We start from the raw sequence: 22,847 nt of genomic DNA, 5'->3' as shown, positions 1-22,847 counted from the left end.
AGAATTGTTTGTATAAAAAACCTGCAGAGGTGCAGTCTAAATCAGTGCTGGGTATTTAAAAATTAAGATAGTAATCACGGCATAGCGCCACATAATCATCGGAATAGCTACCCTGCTGAGTATAGATAGTAATATATTCCAGTCTTGCTTCAGTTTGCTGAAAACCAAACTTAAGTAATTGACGAATGGCTGGCTTAGAAGGACTCGATTTCACCATAGTCTGCATTTGGCAATAAAGTCCGTGTTGAGCTGCGAGGGAGATTATGCCGTTGTTATCGGTAGGAAGTATGCAGCAAAACTGTCCTTGCTTTGTTAGTAAACAAGATACTGATTTAAGTAAGTCCTCAAGGCTTAAGCTTTTATCATGCCTCGCCTTTCTTCTGGATTCAGAGATAAAGTTAGCATCAGTGACCTTCAAATCTCCGGTTTTACCTTTGAAATAAGGGGGATTGCTAACAATTAGGTCATATTGAGGCAACGGCGGTAGCTGTTGCAAAGCTGTATGCTGAAAAGTCAGTTTATCCGCCCAGGGACTCTTTTGGCCATTTTGCTGTGCCTGTTGCACTGCACTTTCATCAATATCGATACCCACTATTTGGGTGGTTTCATGACTGCGCTGTGCTAGCATAATTGCAATTAAACCACTGCCAGTACCAACATCTAAAATAGATGAATAACTGCCCCTAGGCACCCAACTGCCTAGCAATATGCCATCGGTTCCCACTTTCATGGCGCAATTTTCATGTTCAATATCGAATTGCTTAAATCGAAATCCATTAAACTTGGTTTTTGCAGGCGTGGTTTGTTTTGCAATCACGTTGAACCAATCACTTAAATATAGGCCGTTATTTTAAAGCGGGTTAGGTGGAAATTATTTCCACCTAGATTGTAAATAGCCATTAAAACATATAATCGGCAAGGGTACGTTGAATGCCCACCACCACGTTTTTATTGAGTTCTTTTTTGATGGGCTCATCCATTCCAGAAATCCAAATTTTAAACTCGGCATCTAAGTCAAAATGACCAGCGGTTTCCAACTTGAATTGAGTGATAGCCCGATAAGGAATCGAGTGATAATCAACCTTTCTTCCGGTCAATCCTTGTTTATCAATTAATATCAAACGCTTACTAGTAAACACATACATATCACGTATTTCTTTAAAAACGCGTTCTACAGTTTCATTTTCACCGATAATAGGGGCTAACTCGTCACTCACATCAGACACATCTATTTCTGATGCATTGCCCATTATTTTGTCTAACAATCCCATTTTTGTCTCCTGATTCAAATAGCTGTGTCAAGCATAGGGGATTGGTTGTAAAACACAATACACCTATACCCATAGTGTCGAGTTTATGCTTCACTAGTAAAGGATAAAAACGTTAAGTAGAGTAAGCCCCTTACTATACATAATATGCGTGTGAAACACCGTGAAAAACACACAAAAGGAATATTAATGACAGCTTATTCTGACATTGTTCAAGCCCGCAAACGGATTGCTAAATTGATCCATCAAACCCCAATTATTGAGTCTTCATTACTTAATCAATGGCTAGGCCATCGAATTTTGTTTAAAGCGGAATGTTTACAACGCACCGGCGCATTTAAAGTCAGAGGGGCGATTAACACGTTAGCTAAACTCGCGGAACAAAATGCGTTACCTGAACGGGTCGTGGCTAATAGTTCAGGCAATCATGCCCAAGCAGTAGCCTACGCGGCTAGTCTATATGGTATTCCTGCAAAAATATTTAGTACCGAAAATGTATCCGCCGTAAAAGCCCAAGCCACTCAATTTTATGGTGCTCAATTGGCTCTATTTGCAACTCGTGTTGAAGCTGATGAAGCGGTTAAACAGGCTTCCTTAGAACCGGGAACCTTATGGATCCCCCCCTTTAATCACCCCGATATTATCGCTGGTCAAGGCACGCTATTGGTGGATGCTTTAGAACAAACCGGTGATGTGAATGGGATATTTGCCCCCTGCGGTGGTGGCGGTTTATTATCAGGAACTATGATTGCAGCCAAAGTGCTTTGCCCTGCAGCAAAAGTATTTGGAGCAGAACCTCTTGCGGCAAATGATGCAGCTGAATCATTGCGACAAAACAAAATTATTTCCCTCAGCCAACCTCCACAAACCTTGGCGGATGGAGCAGCTACACCATCGGTAGGCGAACATACTTTTGAGGTGTTAAAAACCCTGGATGGTATAGTGGAAGTATCCGAGTCTCGTATCGCATACTGGACCCAATGGTTACAACATTTACTGAAGTTGCATGTGGAGCCGACGAGTGCCATGTCAATGCAAGCTGTTGTTGACTGGTTAAAACATCAACCTAAAGATCAAACAGTGTTAGTGCTTTTATCTGGCGGCAATATTGACCAGTCAAAAATGCAACAAATTTGGTCAACCGATCACCTAGGTGAACTACCTAGCTTATAAAAATAAGAGGATTTATGAAAAATCTATTTGTATTAGCTCTCTGCTTGTTTAGTGTAATAACACATGCTAAACCAACTATAATAGGCAATGTTAAAGGGTATACCCTTGATAATAACGGAGCCACGATACAGTTTTCTCACCTTGCATTTGAAAATGGCAAAGTCTTGTCAATCGGCGACCAAACCATAGTCAATCATTACCCTAACAGTGTATTAATTGATGGTCAGCAGAAAGCCCTTATCCCCGGTTTAATCGATGCCCACGGACACTTGATGTACCTTGGGGATTCACTGCTAAAAGTAAACATTCGAGATGTTAAAACGGCTCAACTTTCTGCCTCTAAGGTAGGCGAATATGCAGCAGCAAACTCACATTTAGAGTGGATAATGGGCGGCGGATGGAATCAAGTATTGTGGCCAGATAAACAATTTCCCAAAGCACAACTGCTTGACGAATATGTGAATGAAACCCCTGTTATTTTAAGTCGAGTAGATGGTCATGCCGTTTGGGTTAACAGTAAAGCAATGCAAATCGCGGGCATAGACAAAGACACGTTAGATCCGCCAGGTGGCAAGATAATTCGAGATGAACAAGGAAATCCATCAGGTGTATTAATAGATACGGCGATGGATCTGCTATGGGAACATCTACCAGAAGAAAGTAACGACAGCTATGAAGCTAGCCTAGAAGCCGCTTCACAGCACTTACTTTCAGTGGGTATAACCAGTATGCATGATGCTGGAATCAGTAAATCAGAATATGATTTTTTAAAACAAAAAGCCTTAGCAGAAAGTTTAGCCGTGCGTATTTATGCAATGTTCTGGTTTGAAGATCCCAGTTTACAGGAAGTACTCGAGGCGGGTTATTTTAATGATCCCAACGATTTTTTATCTATTAGAAGTGTTAAAGCCATGGCCGATGGCGCCCTAGGCAGCCGCGGAGCAGCTTTGTTCGAAGACTATTCAGATGCAGCTGACAATAAGGGGCTGATGGTCATGCAGGAAGAACAATTTAAACCCCTTTTTGATTTGGTACTTAAACACAAATTTCAACTCAATGTGCACGCCATTGGTGATCTCGCGAACCACTTAGCCTTAAATCAATATGAAGCCTCATTTAAAACCGTTGGCGGCAAAGATCTGCGCAATAGAGTGGAACATGCTCAAGTTATCAGCTTGAATGATATCCCTCGCTTTAAACAACTAGACATCATTCCCTCCATGCAACCTACCCATGCCACCAGCGATATGAACATGGCTGAAGACCGTTTAGGAAAAGATCGTTTACGTGGTGCATACGCTTGGAAACGCTTCATTGATCAGGGCTCACCATTGCCCCTAGGTTCAGATTTTCCAGTTGAATTAGCTAACCCATTTTATGGCATTCACGCAGCTGTCACCCGTCAGGATAGAAACAACCAACCTGTCGAAGGTTGGATTCCTAGTCAAGCTTTAAGTCTCCAACAAGCTTTTAAAGGCTTTACCATAGATGCAGCCTATGCCGCTCATCAAGAAAAAGTGTTAGGTGGATTAACTAAAGGTAAATGGGCTGACTTCATTTTGATAGATCAGGATATCTTCGAAATTGATAAGAAAGAACTTTGGAAAACTAACGTAGTGGAAACTTGGGTTGCTGGTAAACGCGTATATGAGAATAGTAAAGAATAATAGAAGGAAAAAACCCGCACAAACCACAGGACACGAAAATTTGTGCGGGTAGTATTGCCTTCCTGCCTCAAACAACTTAGCTAGCGTTTGAAGTATTTCAACATTGTTTATTATTTTTATTATCAATGGTTACACACATAACTTTTCTATCGTAGATGCGTAATCAAAGCTTACTTAGCAGCTTCAGTGCCAACTTTTTTATCTATAAAAATCAACAGCTTAATATTTTCACATTAGTGTCTTTTGACGCACATCATACCAGTTTGGTGCATTAGCACTTTATTAGGGCGTACCGTTCAAACGAGTGTCTATTTTATACGCATATATTTTCACTTTTTCGCCCTCATATAATTGTTCATTATTTGTACATGCGCTTGATTGCTATGGGAAATTTTATACTCAGAGTTGACTGCGAGGGTAAAATTAAATAGTTACTTTAGATTTGAAAACGAATGTTTTGCATGGCGGCGTTGATTGATTTTGTCTTCAACCCCCAAACTTGCGTTGTTTTAACCTGATTAGTGCTGATTATTTCAATCTGTTATTTAGTCTTTAATTAAATAGTCACACTTTGCCATCTCAGGTGTTATAGATTCCGGATAATTTACTCGCCGGAAACCCAAAGATTGATACAGCTTCTTAGCGACTTTATTATGAGGCCATACAAATAACGAAAAGCCCTTAGTTACTAGGTATTCGGGGGCTTGAGTCAGTAGTTGCTTAACGAGTTGCTTACCAACACCACAGCCTCTGTTCTGAGGATTGACAACCAAACGGGCTAAGTGACACCTTCCAAGTCGTTCATAACACTGCCCAAAAGCGAGCATGTTGTTTTTGGTATCTATTAGCTTATAACTCCTTCCCTGCGCTAATTTAGTTTCTACAATTAGACTGCGGGAGCTAATGGGGAAGGAGATGTTAGGTCCCCCCCAATCACGAATTTCATCAAAACTGACAAACCACCCACAAAGGCTAGCTATATCCTGTTCGGAGGCCTCGACTAAAATTAACGGTAAAGTGTTCTTATCCATTTTTCTTCATTGATAAAAGCCCAGCTCCATTCTTTCCATTTATCATCTAATCCCGCGTCTATAATATCTTCAACTGGTAATCCATTTATCTTCAACTGTTTAACTTGCGAAGATGTTTGTTTAATCATTTCAACAAATGCCTGTAATTGCGCCTTGTCGCCTAAAGGTCCATGACCTGGAATAATTTTAGTATCATCATCAATCATACTAATCAGTTTTTCTACCCCGGCAATGTAACCTTTTACTGAGCCCCCACTGTCTATATCGATATAGGGAAAAAGCCCATTGAAAAATAAATCACCAGTATGCAAAACATTGGCCTTTTCAAACATAACGACACTGTCTCCATCAGTATGAGCGTTGGATAAATGCATTACTTTTAGTGTGTCACCATTAAAGTGAAAGGTAACACCTTGAGAATAAGTGACGACAGGCAATTCCGAGTGTTTATGCTCCTCTTTGTTTAGCAGTCGAACACGGACATTATCGTGGGCGAAAATAGTGGCATCTTTGACTTCTTTCATATACGCATTTGAGCCAGTATGATCACCGTGATAGTGGGTATTAATCACGTACCTTAACTTGTCTTTCAGAGTTGAATCTAAAGCAGCAGAGATTTTTTCTGCCATAGGTTCATATTGGTCATCAATAATCAGAAGCCCATCTTCACCGGCTGATACCCCAATATTTCCGCCCATCCCCGTTAGCATATAGACTGAATCCCCCAAATTTTCAGACTTCATAGTAACGTCATCAGGATTATTTTGAGCATAGCCAGACGTAGTTAAAAATCCAGTTAACAGAAACATCAATAAAACAACTTGTTTACGCATTTTCCTATCCTATGTGTTTAATCAGTTATGAATATTAAGAGCTCAACTAATCGTTAGCATTTAACGACAATAGTGCCTAATTAGCTTAGAAGTTTAGCCTCCTTGGATGCTAGACTATTACTTTCTCAATTTGCTAAAGACATAATTACTTAGAGTGGCGCTAGAATGAATAAATTGCAAAATAAGTTGACCTTTTTATGTATTATTTTAGGTTTAATAGGCGCTTTGTATGTCAATTTATATGTTTCAGCAACTTGGGTCGAATCAAGGATACAATACCAAACCTACTTAACAGAACAAGGTGAATGGGCATACGTAAAGCAAGGTAATGAACAAATTATTAGCGACGTTACTCCTTACGAACTATCGCCACTGGCCCAGCATAAACTAAATTTACTGACCTCAGAACCAGAAATTAAAGAACAGTGGGTTGTCATCTCAGACGTCGGTCAAAACCCTATTTTACTTCGCGCAGATTATCACTTTAAAGTATGGTCGCTGTTACCAGCATTCATCGCGATCGCCCTATGCTTAATCAGCCGAGAACCTCTGCTTGCCTTGTTTAGCGGGATCGTTGTGGGCGCTTTTATGTTAGGCAAGTTTGATATCAGCCAAGAAGTTTTAATACCTAATATGGCCACCACTGACGCAGCCTCAATTTTAATATTGTATTTGTGGTTGCTGGGCGGGCTGATGGGAATTTGGTCTAAAACAGGCGCGGCACAAGCGTTTGCGGAAATGATGAGTGAACGCTTTGTCACCGGTCCTCGTTCAGCAAAGCTAGTAACTTGGATGTTAGGCGTGTTGTTTTTCCAAGGTGGCACCATGAGTACTGTATTAGTTGGTACCACTGTCAAGCCCATGGCTGACAAAGCGAATGTGAGCCATGAAGAACTGAGTTATGTGGTTGACTCCACCGCTTCGCCTATTGCAGCAGTGATCGCATTTAACGCTTGGCCTGCATATATTCAGGCATTTATATTTGTTCCAGGGGTGGCATTCTTAGCCACTGAAGCCGACCGAATAGCTTTCTTTTTTTCCAGTATTCCATTTAGTTTTTACGGCATTTTTGCAGTAATTGGTACTCTCCTTCTTAGCTTAGAATTCACCGTTTTTTCCGGCGCACCAATTCGCAAAGCCATTTCTAGGGCCAGACTGACCGGCCAGTTAGATGCTCCAGACGCGGCCCCTATTAGCGCAAAAGAACTGCAAGAGACGAGCGTGCCTGAAGGGTATAACCCTCATTGGATCGAGTTTGTTTTTCCCCTTGTTAGTCTTATTGGGATTGCGGTGGTGACCTTCATCGTAACCGGCACCCCGCAAATTCACTGGGCCTTCGGGGGCGCTTTGTTAATTGCAGTGCTGTTCGCCATCGGTAAAGGCATGCAAATTCGTGAAATGCTTAATGGTCTTGGCATCGGCTGGAAAGGTGTTGTCGTCGCATCGGTAATTTTAATGTTAGCAATAACCATAGGCACCATCAGTAAACAACTTGGTGGTGGGATTTATTTAGTCGACCTACTTGGTGAACAGATGCCGTTCTGGATTCTGCCGGTAGTTTTACAATTGCTCACTATGATCATCGCCTTTTCCACCGGCACCAGTTGGGGAACATTTGCCATTGCATTCCCCTTAGCCATGCCTTTGGTTTGGGATATTTCTCAAAATGAAATGTTAGCCAACCCTGAAGTATTTATGATGATTTGTTTTGCTGCAGTGTTAAATGGCAGTGTCTATGGCGACCAATGTTCGCCCATATCGGATACCACTATTCTTAGCTCGATGACTACCGGCTGTGACTTAATGGATCATGTAAAAACCCAGCTAGTGCCAGCTACTATAGCAGCCTCTATTGCAGCGGTGTTATGGACCTTGTGTGCATTATTTATGAGTTAAGGGCAGATTAAAGGCGAGTCGTCATTTTTAATTGGTTAACTCATCAAGCTTAACTCTATTTCCACGAGATAAAGTTAGAACCTCGCCACTTTTTAAGATTACTGAGTAGTCACCTTTGTCATTTGGACGCAATTCACTAATGGCACTGCGACGAACAATGGAAGAACGATGAATCCGCACAAAATCTTGGGGATTGAGTTGCTCTTCCAAGGTAGAAAGAGTTTCTCGATGCAATACGTGTTTACCATCATTTAGGTGAATTTCCGCATAATTTCCTGCACCAGAGATAAAGTTAATTTGCGCCACATCGATCAAACGAATTCGACCAGGATCCCTTATCACTAACCTTTCTCTATAAACCGTTTGCTGATCATCCATAATCTGCTGAATAACTTCACTTAACTTAGAATAGTCATCTTGTTGTTCACCTTTGATCTTTTTCCTCGCTCGCTGCAAAGCCTTAAAGAAGCGCTCATCGTCATAAGGCTTCAAGATATAATCTATGGCATTAAGTTCAAAAGCCTCAACGGCATGCTCATTATAAGCAGTTACAAAAATAATCACGCTTTCAGGTGGTACATGTTTGGCCACTTGAATACCAAATAGTTTCGGCATTTCAATATCCAAAAAGACTACATTCGGTTTATATTCGTTAATCAATAAAAGTGCCTGATTGCCGTCTTCAGCTTCGTAAACAGTACCAATATCCGTTTCATTTGATAACAATACTTTGATCGTTTCCCGAGCCAGATATTCATCATCAGCAATAAGCACATTAAGCATCTTGCGCTCCTATTGGTATAGCTAAAGAAGTTTCAAATAAGTCGTTTTCAAGGGGGTGTAACTCCAATCGAAACTGCCCATAAAGTCGAGCTAATCTCTCACGAGTATTGCTCAGGCCGATTCCAAAACCATTGTGACTATCATTCCTAGCGACCTTGTTGGTTAGTACCACTCTAAGTTCGTATTCATTCCTACTAATATCTAAATTTAATAGATTTCGACTCGACTCTAATTGCGACCCGTGTTGTACCGCATTTTCAACCAACGGATGCAAAAGCATATTGGGAATTGTCAGGTCGAGACATTCTGGTTGCACGTGAATGTGGGTATCCAGCTTGTCTGCAAAACGCATTTTTTGGATAGCTAGATAACTATTGATAAAAGCAATTTCATCTTTAATCTTAATATCATCATTATTTTTCGTTTCGAGTATTTTTCGTAACATAATACTTAATTCAGAAAGAGCAGTTACAGCATCTTTATCACGCTTTAAGCGCACTAAGCTGGCAATAGTATTCAATGCATTAAACAGAAAGTGGGGGTTCAGCTGAGACCGTAAAGTCCGTAACTGTTCTTGGGTGAGTTCATGATGCAAACGCTTCAATTCAAGACTTTCTTGCACTGCATTATGATAAAAACGCAATGCCATCGCTGCCCCAAGCACTCCTAAATACATAGAAATATCCAATTGTGCATTCTGAGTTATGGTGCGCAGAAAGTAATACGAAAACTCATCCATTGTTCGATCTGTTACGGCGATGATGAGTAGATGCGCCGTACCCCAATAGATAAATAGAATAAACACCATCCAACTTAAGTGGAAAAAAACTTTAACAGTGGTTGAATGAGATGAGTGACTTGTGTATTGCACTAGCTTAAAGATAATGGCGGTCACGCCTATCCAAATAATAAACCAAGGACTTATCGCGATCCAAAGTTCAGTCCAATTTGGATTTTTGTCATTTTGCTCAAACGCTAAAAATTTAACGTGTGTGTAAAGGGCGTGAACAGCCAACCAAAAGAAGGTGTTGGCAAACCAGAAATAGCGATTAAAAATAAGTTTTGAATGGGCCATTTCAATTATTCTTTATCGTTGGCTTTTTTTTAACATATCGATGTTTTCATAAATAATCCACACATAAAATTGCATTAAAGTGGGTTAACTATTCATCACAACCTGTCCCCACTCGCCCCAAAGCCATCTCAATTAAAACTTTAGAAGTAACCAGCCTAAAGCACAACAAAAATCGTATAAATATAATTTAATCGCTAAATTTCAATAACTTAATTAATTTCCGAGTAATTTATTGGGCGACAATTAAACCTGCACAGCCGCCGTTCATCGAAAGTTCCCCCGCTTCAACACGCAAAACACTCCTTTGGTCACACACTTACAACGCTTGACGGAAACCACCTAGAGCAACTCCGAGATAGCGCATAGCTTATCTCTAGACAAGTGGTTTTTGTCACAAACTCACTATACAAAAAATGTGAGTCCAATTAACCATTGAGACCCATTGGGGAGCTAAAAATGTATATCACCTCAAAACTAGCCAGATCAATTAAGTTGGCACTTTGTGCTAGCTCGATGGCAGCAATTAGTACATCATTTGTTGCCGCTCAAGAAGCTACAGACACGACCGATGTAGAAAAGATTTCAATAACAGGTAGTCGTATTTTGTCACCCGGAGTTGAATCATCCAGTCCTATTTTTTCGTTGGGAGAGGAAGAGATTGGTTATTTACAAACCCCCGAGTTTGAAAAAATAATTCGCTCATTACCCTCTACTATTCCCGCCGATGGTGGCAACGTAAATAATGGCACCGCAGGTGCTGCAACCATAGATTTACGTGGTTTAGGGGCGCAACGTAATTTAGTACTGCTAAATGGAAAACGCATGGTGCCATTTAATTTTAATGGCCAAGTAGATACCGCCAACATTCCTACGGCACTAATTGACAGAATCGATGTAGTCACCGGGGGAGCTTCTGCCGTTTATGGTTCTGACGCCATTTCTGGTGCAGTGAACGTTGTACTGAAGAACAACTTTCAAGGTGTTGCTCTGGATATGAATCACTCGCAAAGTAGCGAAAGTGATGGCGACCAAGACAATATGTCTCTTACCATTGGCGCTAACTTTGACGACAGCCGAGGGAATGCGGTTTTATCAATTAGCTGGATGGAACGGGACTCAGTACTGCTCGGCGATCGTTCCTTAGGATTATTCGGTATTAATTCCAACACAGGTTCCGGTTATCAAGAGTTTCTAAACGGAGATGTAGCCACACCGCCGCCGGCTGGTTGTGGCGGTCCAAACGTTGTGGATTTATCTGGTAGCGGTTCAACTACTGCAATCCCCACTCGATTTGAATTAATAGGAACCGGTGTAAGTGGACAGTTTAGAGAGGACGGTACCCTTGGTTCAAACTGTAGTTTATTCAACTTTAACCCATTTAATTATTATCAAACGCCAGCTCAACGTTATGGCGCAACGGCCCTTGCCAACTATGAAATAAACGATCACATGGAATTCTACTCATCGTTTAACTTCACTAATACCACAGTGGTTCAGCAAGTCGCGCCTTCCGGTACATTTGGTAGCAGTTTCAATTTACCGCTATACAACCCTCTCATTGGCACACAGGCTTTAGACTTTATTCTTGATGGCGCGAATGCCGCTGTAGGTGATGGAACCTTATTAAATGGTGGTAGTTGGACTGACGCTAACAACAACGGAATTGTGGATACCGAAGACTCGTTAACGGTTCGATTACGCAGACGTACGTTAGAACTAGGTCCGCGCTCGGAACGCTATGACGCTGAGCTTTGGCAAATTAATGCCGGTATTCGCGGCGAGTTAGTAGCCGACTGGGATTATGATTTTTCTTACCAGTATGGTGAGTCAAACCGCACAACAGTGCGTGACGGCTATACCAATCTTGGTAACATCCAAAATGCATTGGATACCCGTGATGGTGTCAGCTGTGCAGTGGGTGGAACTTGTGTTCCTATTAATTTATTTGGCGGCTTTGGCACTATTACAGATGCGGCTTCGGCCTACGCTAGAGCGATTGCTTTACAGCAACAAAAATACGAACAAGAAATTATATCCCTAGTACTTACCGGCCCAGTAGACTTCATTGAGTTACCCACTGCTGGGGCTCCACTAGCCATGAGTTTTGGTTTTGAAAACAGGACGGAGACTGGTATTTTGGAGCCGGATGAATGTTTAAAAGAAACCCCAGCTAGCTGTCAAGGTGGAGCTGGAGGTAACTTGCTTCCAATTAAAGGTGGTTTTAAAGTTGATGAATTTTATTTTGAAGGGATTCTACCCGTGTTCGATGGTGCTGCGTTTGCTGAAACCATGGATCTAGAATTCGGTTTTAGGACTTCAGATTTTGATACTATCGGAACTGCAGAATCATGGAAAATAGGGTTCAATTGGCGTCCAGTAGGGCCACTGTTATTGCGAGTGATGCAACAAAAAGCCAATAGAGCGCCAAACGTAGGTGAACTGGCTTCCCCTGTCACATCTGGTTTAGATAATGCCGTTATTGATCCCTGCTCGATAGCCAATGCAGGAAATATTGACGCGGCACTAACAGCTTTATGTGTATCAACTGGTATGACTGAAGCGCAAGTAGGCGTGATACCCGACATCATTTCTGGTCAAATCAATACCTTTAATGGGAGCTCACCAAGCAATCCTCCAGGACCAGAAGAAGCAGATACTTTCACGGCAGGTTTTGTGTGGACACCAGATTTTACTTGGGCTAACGATTTTACCCTTTCGGTAGATTATTACGACATCGATATTTCTGGGATCATTGGTAATTTTTCCGCGCAGGAAATACTTGATTCATGTTATATCAATGGTGACGCTGGTGAATGTGCCAAAATCAATCGTGTTGGAGGAGACTTAACCGGTTCTGCGGCGGGTGTCAATCAATTTACCACCAACCTGAAGTATCTTCGTGCTGAGGGGATTGAAGTTGGCTTTAACATGAACTTTGATTTAGAGGAGATGGGCAACATTGCCATCTCAGGTAACATCAATAAATACTTAACCCAGGAATCACAAAGCTCAGACACAGTACCAGTTCTAGACTGCAAAGGATATTACGGCACCAGTTGTGATCCGCTATCTGATATACGTTGGATTCAGCGTACGACTTGGTCATATGATGACTTTACTGTTTCTTTATTATGGAGACATATCAATTCTGTAGATGTAGAGCCAGGTGAGCGTGACTTGCGATTTGAAGCCTTCAGAAAAATTGATTCTTACGATTACTTCGACATATTTGCCAGTTATAGTTTTACCAAATACGCCACCTTTACTTTGGGTATAGATAATATGTTTGACAAGGAATCACCGGTTTTAGGCAATGATATTGGTGACACCAGTTCAAATTCGGGCAATACCTTTCCAAGCAACTATGAAGTTTTGGGTAGAATCTATAAAGCAGGTCTTAAATTTAAGTTTTAGTACTTTGATTTAAACTAAAAAGTAACTTTAGCAAACTCAAAACGGAGCTTAAATAGCTCCGTTTTGATTGTCTGTTTTAAGCCTCAAGGCGGTACAGCTTTGCTTTTAATCGATAAATCGAAACCGCGGAATAAGTTTGCCTTCAACATCAACCTCTTCAATGAACATATCCAATGGCCTTACCCATAAATTTCTTTCACCATAAAGTGGACGGTAAACCACTAATTCGGTTTCATCCTCGGAGTGCTTAGCAACCCCAATCACTTCGTAATCATTGCCTTTGTAATGACGATACTTACCTGCTTTTAGCATACTTACCCTTCTCCATTCAATTCCAATACTGTTGCTGATCTAATCCGACAAGCCTGCCAAGAAAGCAAAATTAGATGGCAACAAATAATCATAAAACTAGTTAGCATTAACCCCTTCCAACCTAAAGCAAAGAGTAGTGCACCGGCTCCCAACGCAGCCATGCCTTGAGCACTAAAAACAGCGAATTCATTAATACTCTGAACTTGGAACTTCTGCTCAATAGTATGTGTTTGCGGCAGAAGCACAGTTCCACCTAAGAATAAAAAATTCCAGCCTATACCCAATAAAATGAGAGCGACCCAGTAATTGATCAGTTGACTGTCAATTGAACCAACCGCAATGGTTAACAAGTAGATAATAAGACCCGCCACTATCACCCGATAAACGCCGAGTTTTGCAATCAACAGACCACTGAATATTGAAGGAATGTACATCGCCAGAACATGACTTTGAATTACCCACTTAGCTTGCTCTAAGCTATACAAAGTATTGATATGCATATGCACAGGTGTTGCTGTCATGATAAAGCTCATGAGTGCATAACCTATCACTGACGCAGAAACCGCAATAATGAAAGAAGGCTTAGACAAGACATCACGAATAACAACTTTTTGCTTTCCTGTATGTTGCAGCGGGGTATGGGTCTCTTTAAATAAGCCGAATAACCCTATACAAATCAAACAAAGTACGGCCATTAAAACGAATGAACCAACAAATGGGGTTGCCAATAATTGATTACCAATAGTGGCGAGTTCCGGACCTATGATGGCTGCGGCTAAGCCGCCAAGTAGTACAGTGGATGCAGCTTTAGGGGCACGTTCAAAGGTCACTGACTCCATAGCGGCGAAGCGGATTTGCTGAAACCCAGAAATTGCTATCCCTAACAAAAAAGTAGCCACTAAAAATAATATAAAATGTGCAATATATATACTCAATGCAGCAAGCAATGAGGCACAACAAGCCAATCCAGCAACGGCTAAAAAAACAGGTTTTCGACCTAGCTTTCCCATGCAACGAGTAACGGGTATGACGCCAAAAGCGGTACCTATGATCATCATTGCTACCGGCAACGTGGAAAGACCTACAGAGGGGGCTAAATTCGCTCCAACAAGGCCTCCTACCATTACCATCATCGCTCCCGCACTCATCGCTAAGGCAAGTATTAAAGTTAATATCCATACATTTCGAGGGAGCGTAAACAAACTGGTCATTACCTATTAAAGTGAATAACGTACTAAAAATAGCACTCTTAGGAACAGCGTAGCGTGAATAATACCGAGGAAACATCCTGAAATCACGATTTGTTGAGCAACACTTAGGTCAGTGCAGTCTCGAAAGGTAAATCCATTTGCTGAAATTTGCTTTTTGTAGGCAAGCCAACGTGCAATCCAACTAAGCGAATACCACGTTCAGTTTTGCGATTGAATGCCTCATCAAGCAACTCAACAAAATAGTCTTTATCTAATTCCCCACATCTGTGTTCAACTGTGGTTTGTTGGAAGTCACTGAATTTTAGCTTCACACCTTGGGTTTGGATCTTGTTATCGCTTCGAGCAGATTTTAATCGCTCTTGCAGTTTCGGATAGAGGGTTTCCAAAACTTGCAAACATTGTTCTTTAGTCTGAATATCTTCATGTAGGGTGCGCTCTACCCCAACAGACTTCCGCTCTCTAGATAGGCTTAAATCTCGATCGTCTATTCCATTGCTACGCTTCCAAATTACAGGGCCGAACTTTCCGAAACTTTTAATCAACTGCTCTATAGGGAAGGTACGAACATCGTTACAGGTAAATAGCCCTAAATTATGCAGCTTCTGCACTGTTACTTTGCCAACCCCAGGAATTTTCCCAAGGGGGAGCTTTTTAACAAAATCATCTAATTTGTTTGGCGTGATCACACATATGCCATTTGGCTTATTTTCATCACTGGCAATTTTTGCCACAAATTTTAAAGGTGCTACGCCAGCAGAGGCTGTTAACCCCGTTTCGTTCACTATTGCGTTACGTATATCCTCTGCTATTAAAGTAGCACTGCCAGAGAATAGCGTGGAATCAGACACATCTAAATAGGCTTCGTCCAATGAAAGGGGCTCTATTTTGTCGGTGTATCGCTCGAAAATAGCGCGTATTTGTTTTGAGATCTGTCCATAGAGTTCCATACGACCTGGCACCATAACGAGATTAGGACAAAGTTTTAAGGCATGCGCAGTGGCCATCGCTGAGCGTATACCAAATTTACGAGCAGGATAGTTACAAGTTGAAATAACACCACGCTTATCGGATCGCCCACCTATGGCAATAGGAACATTTTTCAGCGCGGGGTTGTCACGCATCTCCACAGCAGCATAAAAGCAATCCATATCTATATGAATAATTTTGCGCATATTAACGACCTAAACTAAAACCTGTTTTTTTATACAGTAACAACAAATTCAGGTCAAGTTATTTGAACGTTGGTAGCTCCGGCAGCAAGGACTTCATTTGTGCATAGATAGGCTTGGCAATTTTCTTAAAACCCGATTCCGTAGGGTGGATTTCATTAAGCCAATCACTCTTATTACCTGGGCGCAAAATACCTTGGGTATCCACCACAATAAGTTTATTTAAGTGTTCTGGTTGACTAGCTAATGCCTGAAGTCGGGTTTTTAACGTCCCCAATAAAATTTCGACGATTGGCAGATGTAGCTCCAAAGGGATATTTTTTTCGAGTAAATAGGGATATATCCAAGGTTTAGTTTTAATCAAACCCCAAAAGAATTCAGCGCCATCTTCACTAGGTTTGGCGATATCGTAGGTATGGGTGATGATAGTTGCTTGTGGATTATATTCATCACGTAGATCTATTAATTGGTCAAAGGCCAAGATAATAGCATCCACTTTACGACTGAAACGCCCTGCATGAATGCAATCTTGAGCGCTAAAGCCCTCTTAGTATTCGTTAAGGAGCATGGGCATATCACGTTTGCCTACAATATCATTCCCGCCGCCAGAAAAAAGGACCAACTTAACGTATTTTGCTGTCTGTTCCATTACGGAGGCTAAGTCAGCCTTTTGTTGACCTGACATCATATCAACCGCCTCATCACCGTTGCTTGCGAGTCTGAGTAGATTGACTTTGTCGGTTCGCGAAACCACATTTTCAATATGATGAATAACGTTTATATCGCCTCCGAATGCAATCCACTTCTTAGGATAAGCGAACCAAGAATCGCCTTCGGTAATAATTCCGATTCTATCTGGATGTTTTTTGCAGATATGCAAAAAATCGGTACGTAAACTTGTAACTCCGGTATGGGCAGCTATGCGTCGGCGGCGTTCTATTGGTGTTTCATTTGGCATTCTTCTATCCCTGCTCACCTTTTTATTAAGTGTAGTAAAGGTAATTCAGTTTGCAGCAGATTTTAACAATTTCATTGCTAAGCAAGTTAGAAAATAAATAACCGAAATAAGAAAAGGAATATCAAGAATAATGAGATAGGTTAACTATTGAAAGTAACAAGGTTGTATTGAGTCTCACAACCTTGTCATCTATTTCGTTAGCAAAGATTAAAGAATTTGATTTTGTTTCCACTCAGCTAATTTTTTCTGGCGGATTTCCTCTTTTTCTAAACGCGCTTTTTTGCGGTCACATGGTTCAGGGCAGTCGCAGGCTTTAGAAATCCCTATGGCACCTAAGCCACCACAACTTCCGGAAATAGTTTTTTGTTGAAATATGTACCCAACTGCCATGGCTAACACCACAACTAGAAAAAACACAAAGGCTAAAATAAACGTACTCACAATATATCCTAGTTATTTCAAATTAAATTACTGCTCGCTCGCAGCATTAATATATTCGTCGAATTTACCCGTAGTATACGCTTTAAAGTCGCCATTTTCTCGGGTAATTAACATCACATCTAAATTGTGCTGTTTCGCTATACCTAACGCATCTTCCTTTCCAAGCACGTTCAGAGCAGTAGCTAAACCATCAGCAGTCATTGACGAAGGATGCACCACAGTAACGGCGACTAAATTATGTGTAATGGGGTAGCCTGTTCGAGGGTCAATTAAATGAGAATAGCGCTTACCACCTTGTTCAAAGTAGTTACGGTAGTCGCCTGAACTAGCTACAGCGTTATTACCTATGGTCAAAATAGATTGCACTGCGCGTTCATCGTTGACGGGTTTCTCTATCGCAATACGCCATCCTTGACCATTACTTTTTACCCCAGCAACACGCATCTCTCCACCAATTTCAACTAGATAGTTGGTGTAGCCATAAGACTCCAATAACTCGGCCAAGGCATCCACACCGTAACCTTTTGCAATGGTAGATAAATCCACATACAAGTCTGGCTGTAGCTTAATTAAAGTAGAGCCTTGGATCACTAATTTATTCAATCCAATTTTATCTTTAACGGAGTTGATGGTTTCTTGAGAGGGTATTTTATCTGGTCGAGCATCCGGTCCAAATCCCCATAAATTCACTAATGGTCCAACGGTAACATCAAGTACCCCATCGCTTAACTCACCAAGCCGCTTAGCTTCCTTTAACACCTTCAAGGTTGCTGGCGACAATTCAAATGGTTCAGAAGATAGTTGCTGATTGAAGCGCGAGAGTTCCGAGTTTGGATCGTAGGTCGACATTAATTTATTAATATCCACCAAAAGCGCGTCGATTTTTTGTTGTAACTCTTCTGGCGCCATTCCTTTATCTGAGTGCACTTTAACATTGTAACTAGTGCCCATAGTTGCACCGGACAAATGCACTTCACCAGTATTATCAGGGGTATTCCAAACAATGAAAATAACCACTGCAACACAAAAAACTAAGCCAAGGGATTTTAATTTATTCATTTAAAACGCCATTCACACAATTTGATAGGTTGGAAAAAAAAGAGGGACATAAAATGTCCCTCTCTACAAATTTCCATCTAAAAGTTAGCCACCAAAATCATCTAACATGATGTTTTCGTCTTCAACACCTAACTCTTTAAGCATGTTGATAACAGCTGCATTCATCATAGGAGGACCACACATGTAGAACTCACAATCTTCAGGTGCAGGGTGATCTTTTAAGTAGTTTTCAAGCAATACGTTATGGATAAACCCGGTATCACCTTCCCAATTATCTTCCGGTTGTGGATCAGATAATGCTACGTGCCACTTGAAGTTTTCATTTTCTTTTTGAAGCATATCGAAATCTTCAACATAAAACATTTCACGTAGTGAACGAGCACCATACCAGAAAGTAATTTTACGGTCGGTTTTAAGACGACGTAACTGGTCGAAAATGTGAGAACGCATTGGTGCCATACCAGCACCACCACCAACAAAGACCATTTCAGCTTGTGTGTCTTTAGCAAAGAATTCACCAAATGGACCAGAAATAGTGGCTTTATCGCCTTCTTTCAAACTCCAAATATATGATGACATTTTACCAGCAGGCAAGCTCAAGTTGTTGGGTGGAGGCGTAGCGATACGCACGTTCAACATAATGATGCCTTCTTCTTCTGGGTAATTAGCCATAGAATAAGCACGAATAGTTTCTTCATCAACTTTAGATTCAATATCAAAGAAACCGAAACGTTCCCAATCAGGCTTATACTCGTCAGGAATATCGTAATCTTTATATTTAACGTGATGAGGTGGAGCTTCAATTTGAATATAACCTCCGGCACGGAAAGGAACACTTTCACCGTCTGGCACAGCCAATTTAAGTTCTTTGATAAAGGTTGCTTTGTTATCGTTAGAAATAACTTCACAATCCCATTTTTTAATACCAAAGACTTCTTCTGGCAACTCAATATCCATGTCTTGTTTAATCGCTACCTGACAAGATAGGCGGCAACCTTCTTTAGCTTCACGTTTACTAATATGGTCAAGCTCAGTAGGCAAAATTTCACCACCACCTGATTTAATATCAACTCGACACTGTCCACATGAACCACCGCCACCACAGGCAGAAGATACAAAGATGCCTGAATCAGCCAAAGCACCTAGTAGTTTGCCACCTGGTGAGGCTGTAATGGCTTTATCTGGGTCGCCATTGATAGTGATAGTCACGTCGCCTGATGGTACAAGCTTAGACTTTGCGAACATGATGATAAGTACGAGTGCCAATACAATGGCAATAAACATACCTACACCAAGGTAAATTTCATTTGGATTCATTTACAAATACTCCTTAGTGTCTTCGCTTAAAGGGCTACGCCAGTGAACGACTGAAAACCCAATGCCATAAGACCTGCAATCATAAACACAGAGCCTAATCCACGTATGCCTTCCGGCATATCAGCATATTTTAATTTTTCACGTACTGCTGCTAGTAGGGTAATCGCGATTGCCCAACCTGCACCACTACCGATACCGTAAACCACACTTTCAGTGAAGTTATATTCACGTTGTACGGCAAAAGCTACACCACCAAAGATGGCGCAGTTAACGGTAATTAGCGGTAAGAAAATACCTAACGCGTTATATAGCGCAGGGAAAAACTTATCCAAACTCATTTCTAGAATCTGAACTAATGCTGCGATAACACCGATAAATGTTAAGAAGTTTAAGAAACTCAAATCTGCATCAGGGAAACCAGCCCAAGCAAGTGCGCCAGGAGCAAGAATGTTTACGTAAATCACTTGGTTTACAGGTACTGAAATACCCAACACCACGATAACCGCAACACCAAGTCCCATAGCAGTTTTTACTTTTTTAGATACTGCTAAGAAAGTACACATACCTAAGAACAATGACAATGCCATGTTTTCAATGAAGACAGACTTAACAAAAAGGCTTAAATAATGTTCCATGTCTTACTCCTTAGGTTCGACTTGTTCAGGACGAATGGTACGAATAAACCAAATTAATCCACCGATCAAAATGAAAGAACTGAAAGGTAGAATTAATAGACCATTACCTTGATACCAGCCACCATTTTGCACTAATGGCAAAATTGGGAAACCAAGAATAGTACCGAAACCAAATAGCTCTTTAATAGTACCGATCACGATAAGTACCATTGAATAACCTAAGCCATTACCAATACCGTCAAGGAAGCTCATGAAAGGAGGACTCTTCATAGCATAAGCTTCTGCCCGTCCCATAACGATACAGTTGGTTATGATCAAACCAACAAATACCGATAGCTCTTTAGCTATATCGTAGGCGACCGCCTTTAGAATTTGGTCAACAACGATTACCAAAGAGGCAATGATAGTCATTTGAATAATAATACGTACGCTAGAAGGTATCTGCTTACGAATAAGTGAAATAAATAAATTAGAGAATGCTGTAACTGAGGTTAGAGCTAAGGCCATAACCAATGCAGTTTCTAATTTAGTTGTAATAGCAAGTGCGGAACAAACACCTAACACTTGCAATGCGATGGGGTTGTTGTCCAGAATGGGTCCGAACAGCACCTTTTTCATTTCTTTAGTTTCAGCCATTGTGCTTCGCCCTATGATTTCCAAGTCTGATTTTTAAGGTATGGTCCATAACCATTCTCACCCAACCAATATGTCAATGTGTTCTGCACACCATTACTAGTTAAGGTTGCACCAGATAGCGCATCAACCGCATAGTCATTATTAGACCCTGCATTTTTCTTAACTTGAATTGCTACATCGCCATCTTTAAACAGTTTTTTGCCGTCCCACTTCGCTTTCCAGCTTGGGTTTTGCACTTCACCGCCTAGTCCGGGAGTTTCTTTTTGCTGATAGTAAACCAATTCACGAACGGTGTTACCGTCAGCATCAATAGCAAGGAATCCGTACATCAAATCCCATAAACCTGAACCATGGACAGGTAATACAATACGAGTAACTTCATTGGCTTCATTTTCAATTAAGTAAACGCTTGCAACACTTGAACGACGCTGAAAACCAACATTGCTATTTTCAACTTTAACACTGTACGCTTCTTGTTTAGCTGCTTTGTACATATCAAAGTCTTCTTCAACTTCAACATATTCACCCGTTTCTAAATCGACGAAACGCTCAGTTACAAACTTATCAAAGGTACAAGGTACGTCACAGTCAACTGTAGTTTCGAGGCCAGCAGCTTGTAATATATTGCTACGCTTATCGTTAGCAGCGTTTGTTTGTTGCATTTCACGCAAACCTACCGCTGCGCCAGACACTACAACTGAACAAACCAAACATACGGCAACAACAACACCAATAGTTCCGCCTAAGGTTTCTTTTTTCTTATCCGACACGAGCAACCCTCCGCTTAATGTTACTTTGAGCCACGAAATAATCGAATAGTGGCGCCCATAAATTTGCAAATAATATGGCTAGCATAACCCCTTCAGGGAATGCTGGGTTAAGGACACGAATCATCACTGTCATAAACCCGATTAAGAAGCCATATGCCCACTTAGCTTTGTTGGTAAATGAAGCTGATACTGGGTCAGTTGCCATGAAGAACATACCAAAGGCCAAACCGCCAGTTACCATATGCCAGTACCAAGGCATAGCGAACATTGGGTTAGTACTGCTGTCTACAAAGTTCAGTAGGGATGCAAAGAAAGCAACACCTAGAAGCACACCCAACACAATGCGCCAAGAAGCAATACGCATGTAAATAATAAAGAGTCCACCAAGCATTATCGCAAGGGTAGATACTTCACCTACAGAACCTGGGATGTTTCCGAAGAAAGAATTCCACCATAGGTCCATATTGGTATAGTCCATCTCACCGGATGCAGCTTTACTTAACCAAGTTGCACCAGAGTATCCATCTGCAGCAACCCAAATTTGGTCACCAGAGATTTGCGCCGGATAAGCAAAATATAAGAAAGCACGACCAGACAAGGCTGGGTTAAGGAAGTTACGACCAGTTCCACCGAATACTTCTTTGGCAATTACCACACCGAAGGTGATACCTAAAGCAACTTGCCATAAAGGAATAGTGGCTGGTAGCGTCAATGCAAAGAGCACTGAGGTAACGAAGAAACCTTCGTTTATTTCGTGTTTACGTACAGATGCAAATAACACTTCCCAAAAACCACCAACAATAAACACAGTGGCGTAAATAGGAAGAAAGAAACAAGCACCGTAAGACATCATGCCTAACCAGCCTGTGCCTTCAACACCAATTTGACCACCCAAGGCGGAAAACAAATTAGCCTGCCAGATATCAGGTAATGTGCCAGCGCCAAGCAATAAAGCTTCATGAGCTTGTGCACCTACGTTATACATACCGTAAAACATAGCTGGAAAGGTTGCCATCCAAACCATGATCATGATGCGCTTAAGATCAATGCTGTCACGAACATGTGTTGATGCTTTGTTTACTTTACCTGGCGTGTAAAAGATAGTTGCTGCAGCTTCATAAAGCGCGTAAAACTTTTCATATTTACCACCGGCTTCGAAATTCGGTTCTATTTTTTCTAAATAGGCTTTTAATCCCATG

22 protein-coding genes are annotated in these 22,847 nt (G+C 41.2%); 4 read left to right on the top strand and 18 right to left on the bottom strand.

Features of this window, described 5'->3' with window-relative positions:
• Positions 1-55 precede the first annotated feature (55 nt).
• Both AB6T38_RS11535 and AB6T38_RS11530 read right to left on the bottom strand, forming a co-directional pair.
• Positions 56-817 (bottom strand): tRNA1(Val) (adenine(37)-N6)-methyltransferase, encoded by a 762-nt coding sequence (locus AB6T38_RS11535; RefSeq protein ID WP_372547455.1) that lies wholly within the window; start codon positions 815-817, stop codon positions 56-58.
• Positions 818-899: 82 nt separating this feature from the next.
• Positions 900-1,271 carry a PH domain-containing protein gene (locus AB6T38_RS11530; protein ID WP_372547454.1) on the bottom strand — a complete coding sequence of 124 codons (372 nt, stop codon included), beginning with the start codon at positions 1,269-1,271 and terminating at the stop codon, positions 900-902.
• A gap of 186 nt (positions 1,272-1,457) precedes the next feature.
• On the opposite strand from AB6T38_RS11530, the gene AB6T38_RS11525 reads away from it, so the two are divergent.
• Complete coding sequence (locus AB6T38_RS11525) at positions 1,458-2,441, top strand: serine/threonine dehydratase (protein WP_372547453.1); 984 nt, start codon at positions 1,458-1,460, stop codon at positions 2,439-2,441.
• A 14-nt stretch (positions 2,442-2,455) separates the two neighbouring features.
• Positions 2,456-4,108 (top strand): amidohydrolase, encoded by a 1,653-nt coding sequence (locus tag AB6T38_RS11520; RefSeq protein ID WP_372547452.1) that lies wholly within the window; start codon positions 2,456-2,458, stop codon positions 4,106-4,108.
• A 545-nt stretch (positions 4,109-4,653) separates the two neighbouring features.
• On the opposite strand, the gene AB6T38_RS11515 is transcribed toward AB6T38_RS11520, so the two are convergent.
• Positions 4,654-5,139 carry a GNAT family N-acetyltransferase gene (locus AB6T38_RS11515; RefSeq protein ID WP_216048940.1) on the bottom strand — a complete coding sequence of 162 codons (486 nt, stop codon included), beginning with the start codon at positions 5,137-5,139 and terminating at the stop codon, positions 4,654-4,656.
• Entirely contained in the window at positions 5,115-5,972 is an 858-nt protein-coding gene (locus AB6T38_RS11510) for an MBL fold metallo-hydrolase (protein WP_372547451.1), read from the bottom strand. Before AB6T38_RS11510 ends, AB6T38_RS11515 begins: the two co-directional genes overlap by 25 nt.
• Before the next feature lie 165 nt (positions 5,973-6,137).
• Between AB6T38_RS11510 and AB6T38_RS11505 the strand changes: the two genes are divergently transcribed.
• Positions 6,138-7,868 carry a Na+/H+ antiporter NhaC family protein gene (locus AB6T38_RS11505; protein ID WP_372547450.1) on the top strand — a complete coding sequence of 577 codons (1,731 nt, stop codon included), beginning with the start codon at positions 6,138-6,140 and terminating at the stop codon, positions 7,866-7,868.
• Positions 7,869-7,895: 27 nt separating this feature from the next.
• Here the strand turns inward: AB6T38_RS11505 and AB6T38_RS11500 are convergent, their stop codons facing one another.
• Positions 7,896-8,651 carry a LytR/AlgR family response regulator transcription factor gene (locus tag AB6T38_RS11500; protein WP_372547449.1) on the bottom strand — a complete coding sequence of 252 codons (756 nt, stop codon included), beginning with the start codon at positions 8,649-8,651 and terminating at the stop codon, positions 7,896-7,898.
• Complete coding sequence (locus AB6T38_RS11495; RefSeq protein WP_372547448.1) at positions 8,644-9,726, bottom strand: sensor histidine kinase; 1,083 nt, start codon at positions 9,724-9,726, stop codon at positions 8,644-8,646. The genes AB6T38_RS11500 and AB6T38_RS11495 overlap by 8 nt, the downstream gene beginning before the upstream one ends.
• Before the next feature lie 456 nt (positions 9,727-10,182).
• Between AB6T38_RS11495 and AB6T38_RS11490 the strand changes: the two genes are divergently transcribed.
• Positions 10,183-13,140: a TonB-dependent receptor domain-containing protein gene (locus AB6T38_RS11490; protein ID WP_372547447.1), complete on the top strand. Its 2,958-nt coding sequence runs from the start codon at positions 10,183-10,185 to the stop codon at positions 13,138-13,140.
• 105 nt (positions 13,141-13,245) lie between these two features.
• Here the strand turns inward: AB6T38_RS11490 and AB6T38_RS11485 are convergent, their stop codons facing one another.
• The 12 genes from AB6T38_RS11485 to AB6T38_RS11430 all read right to left on the bottom strand — a co-directional run bounded on the left by AB6T38_RS11485 (position 13,246) and on the right by AB6T38_RS11430 (position 22,846).
• Complete coding sequence (locus tag AB6T38_RS11485; protein WP_303499177.1) at positions 13,246-13,452, bottom strand: DUF1653 domain-containing protein; 207 nt, start codon at positions 13,450-13,452, stop codon at positions 13,246-13,248.
• A 2-nt stretch (positions 13,453-13,454) separates the two neighbouring features.
• Positions 13,455-14,654, bottom strand: a complete 1,200-nt coding sequence (locus AB6T38_RS11480) for an MFS transporter (protein WP_372547446.1) — start codon at positions 14,652-14,654, stop codon at positions 13,455-13,457.
• A gap of 113 nt (positions 14,655-14,767) precedes the next feature.
• On the bottom strand, positions 14,768-15,835 hold the full coding sequence (dinB, locus tag AB6T38_RS11475) for a DNA polymerase IV (protein WP_372547445.1): 1,068 nt from the start codon (positions 15,833-15,835) through the stop codon (positions 14,768-14,770).
• A 58-nt stretch (positions 15,836-15,893) separates the two neighbouring features.
• Complete coding sequence (locus tag AB6T38_RS11470) at positions 15,894-16,328, bottom strand: hypothetical protein (protein ID WP_372547444.1); 435 nt, start codon at positions 16,326-16,328, stop codon at positions 15,894-15,896.
• A 51-nt stretch (positions 16,329-16,379) separates the two neighbouring features.
• Positions 16,380-16,790: a hypothetical protein gene (locus tag AB6T38_RS11465; RefSeq protein ID WP_372547443.1), complete on the bottom strand. Its 411-nt coding sequence runs from the start codon at positions 16,788-16,790 to the stop codon at positions 16,380-16,382.
• 207 nt (positions 16,791-16,997) lie between these two features.
• Positions 16,998-17,231: a (Na+)-NQR maturation NqrM gene (gene nqrM / locus AB6T38_RS11460; RefSeq protein WP_348491381.1), complete on the bottom strand. Its 234-nt coding sequence runs from the start codon at positions 17,229-17,231 to the stop codon at positions 16,998-17,000.
• A gap of 27 nt (positions 17,232-17,258) precedes the next feature.
• A complete protein-coding gene (locus AB6T38_RS11455; RefSeq protein ID WP_372547442.1) occupies positions 17,259-18,290 on the bottom strand; it encodes an FAD:protein FMN transferase in 1,032 nt (343 codons plus the stop codon).
• A gap of 84 nt (positions 18,291-18,374) precedes the next feature.
• Complete coding sequence (gene nqrF / locus AB6T38_RS11450; RefSeq protein WP_303471192.1) at positions 18,375-19,607, bottom strand: NADH:ubiquinone reductase (Na(+)-transporting) subunit F; 1,233 nt, start codon at positions 19,605-19,607, stop codon at positions 18,375-18,377.
• A 26-nt stretch (positions 19,608-19,633) separates the two neighbouring features.
• A complete protein-coding gene (gene nqrE / locus AB6T38_RS11445; protein WP_216048953.1) occupies positions 19,634-20,242 on the bottom strand; it encodes an NADH:ubiquinone reductase (Na(+)-transporting) subunit E in 609 nt (202 codons plus the stop codon).
• Positions 20,243-20,245: 3 nt separating this feature from the next.
• A complete protein-coding gene (locus AB6T38_RS11440) occupies positions 20,246-20,878 on the bottom strand; it encodes an NADH:ubiquinone reductase (Na(+)-transporting) subunit D (RefSeq protein WP_348491379.1) in 633 nt (210 codons plus the stop codon).
• 11 nt (positions 20,879-20,889) lie between these two features.
• Positions 20,890-21,648 (bottom strand): Na(+)-translocating NADH-quinone reductase subunit C, encoded by a 759-nt coding sequence (locus AB6T38_RS11435; protein WP_372547440.1) that lies wholly within the window; start codon positions 21,646-21,648, stop codon positions 20,890-20,892.
• Entirely contained in the window at positions 21,638-22,846 is a 1,209-nt protein-coding gene (locus tag AB6T38_RS11430; RefSeq protein WP_372547439.1) for an NADH:ubiquinone reductase (Na(+)-transporting) subunit B, read from the bottom strand. Before AB6T38_RS11430 ends, AB6T38_RS11435 begins: the two co-directional genes overlap by 11 nt.
• Between the last annotated feature and the right edge of the window lies 1 nt (position 22,847).

It is taken from the genome of Aliiglaciecola sp. SL4, from assembly GCF_041538045.1.
In the GTDB taxonomy this organism is placed as follows: Bacteria; Pseudomonadota; Gammaproteobacteria; order Enterobacterales; family Alteromonadaceae; genus Aliiglaciecola.
The sequence above is the reverse complement of the archived record's forward strand: the minus strand, read 5'-3'. Positions and strand labels throughout refer to the sequence as shown.

Excerpts from the sequence above, each read along its gene's own strand:
- AB6T38_RS11530 (WP_372547454.1), bottom strand. The coding sequence starts at position 1,271 with ATGGGATTGTTAGACAAAATAATGGGCAATGCATCAGAAATAGATGTG.
- AB6T38_RS11525 (WP_372547453.1), top strand. The coding sequence starts at position 1,458 with ATGACAGCTTATTCTGACATTGTTCAAGCCCGCAAACGGATTGCTAAA.
- AB6T38_RS11520 (WP_372547452.1), top strand. The coding sequence starts at position 2,456 with ATGAAAAATCTATTTGTATTAGCTCTCTGCTTGTTTAGTGTAATAACA.
- AB6T38_RS11515 (WP_216048940.1), bottom strand. The coding sequence starts at position 5,139 with ATGGATAAGAACACTTTACCGTTAATTTTAGTCGAGGCCTCCGAACAG.
- AB6T38_RS11510 (WP_372547451.1), bottom strand. The coding sequence starts at position 5,972 with ATGCGTAAACAAGTTGTTTTATTGATGTTTCTGTTAACTGGATTTTTA.
- AB6T38_RS11505 (WP_372547450.1), top strand. The coding sequence starts at position 6,138 with ATGAATAAATTGCAAAATAAGTTGACCTTTTTATGTATTATTTTAGGT.
- AB6T38_RS11500 (WP_372547449.1), bottom strand. The coding sequence starts at position 8,651 with ATGCTTAATGTGCTTATTGCTGATGATGAATATCTGGCTCGGGAAACG.
- AB6T38_RS11495 (WP_372547448.1), bottom strand. The coding sequence starts at position 9,726 with ATGGCCCATTCAAAACTTATTTTTAATCGCTATTTCTGGTTTGCCAAC.
- AB6T38_RS11490 (WP_372547447.1), top strand. The coding sequence starts at position 10,183 with ATGTATATCACCTCAAAACTAGCCAGATCAATTAAGTTGGCACTTTGT.
- AB6T38_RS11485 (WP_303499177.1), bottom strand. The coding sequence starts at position 13,452 with ATGCTAAAAGCAGGTAAGTATCGTCATTACAAAGGCAATGATTACGAA.
- dinB (WP_372547445.1), bottom strand. The coding sequence starts at position 15,835 with ATGCGCAAAATTATTCATATAGATATGGATTGCTTTTATGCTGCTGTG.
- AB6T38_RS11465 (WP_372547443.1), bottom strand. The coding sequence starts at position 16,790 with ATGCCAAATGAAACACCAATAGAACGCCGCCGACGCATAGCTGCCCAT.
- AB6T38_RS11455 (WP_372547442.1), bottom strand. The coding sequence starts at position 18,290 with ATGAATAAATTAAAATCCCTTGGCTTAGTTTTTTGTGTTGCAGTGGTT.
- nqrF (WP_303471192.1), bottom strand. The coding sequence starts at position 19,607 with ATGAATCCAAATGAAATTTACCTTGGTGTAGGTATGTTTATTGCCATT.
- nqrE (WP_216048953.1), bottom strand. The coding sequence starts at position 20,242 with ATGGAACATTATTTAAGCCTTTTTGTTAAGTCTGTCTTCATTGAAAAC.
- AB6T38_RS11440 (WP_348491379.1), bottom strand. The coding sequence starts at position 20,878 with ATGGCTGAAACTAAAGAAATGAAAAAGGTGCTGTTCGGACCCATTCTG.
- AB6T38_RS11430 (WP_372547439.1), bottom strand. The coding sequence starts at position 22,846 with ATGGGATTAAAAGCCTATTTAGAAAAAATAGAACCGAATTTCGAAGCC.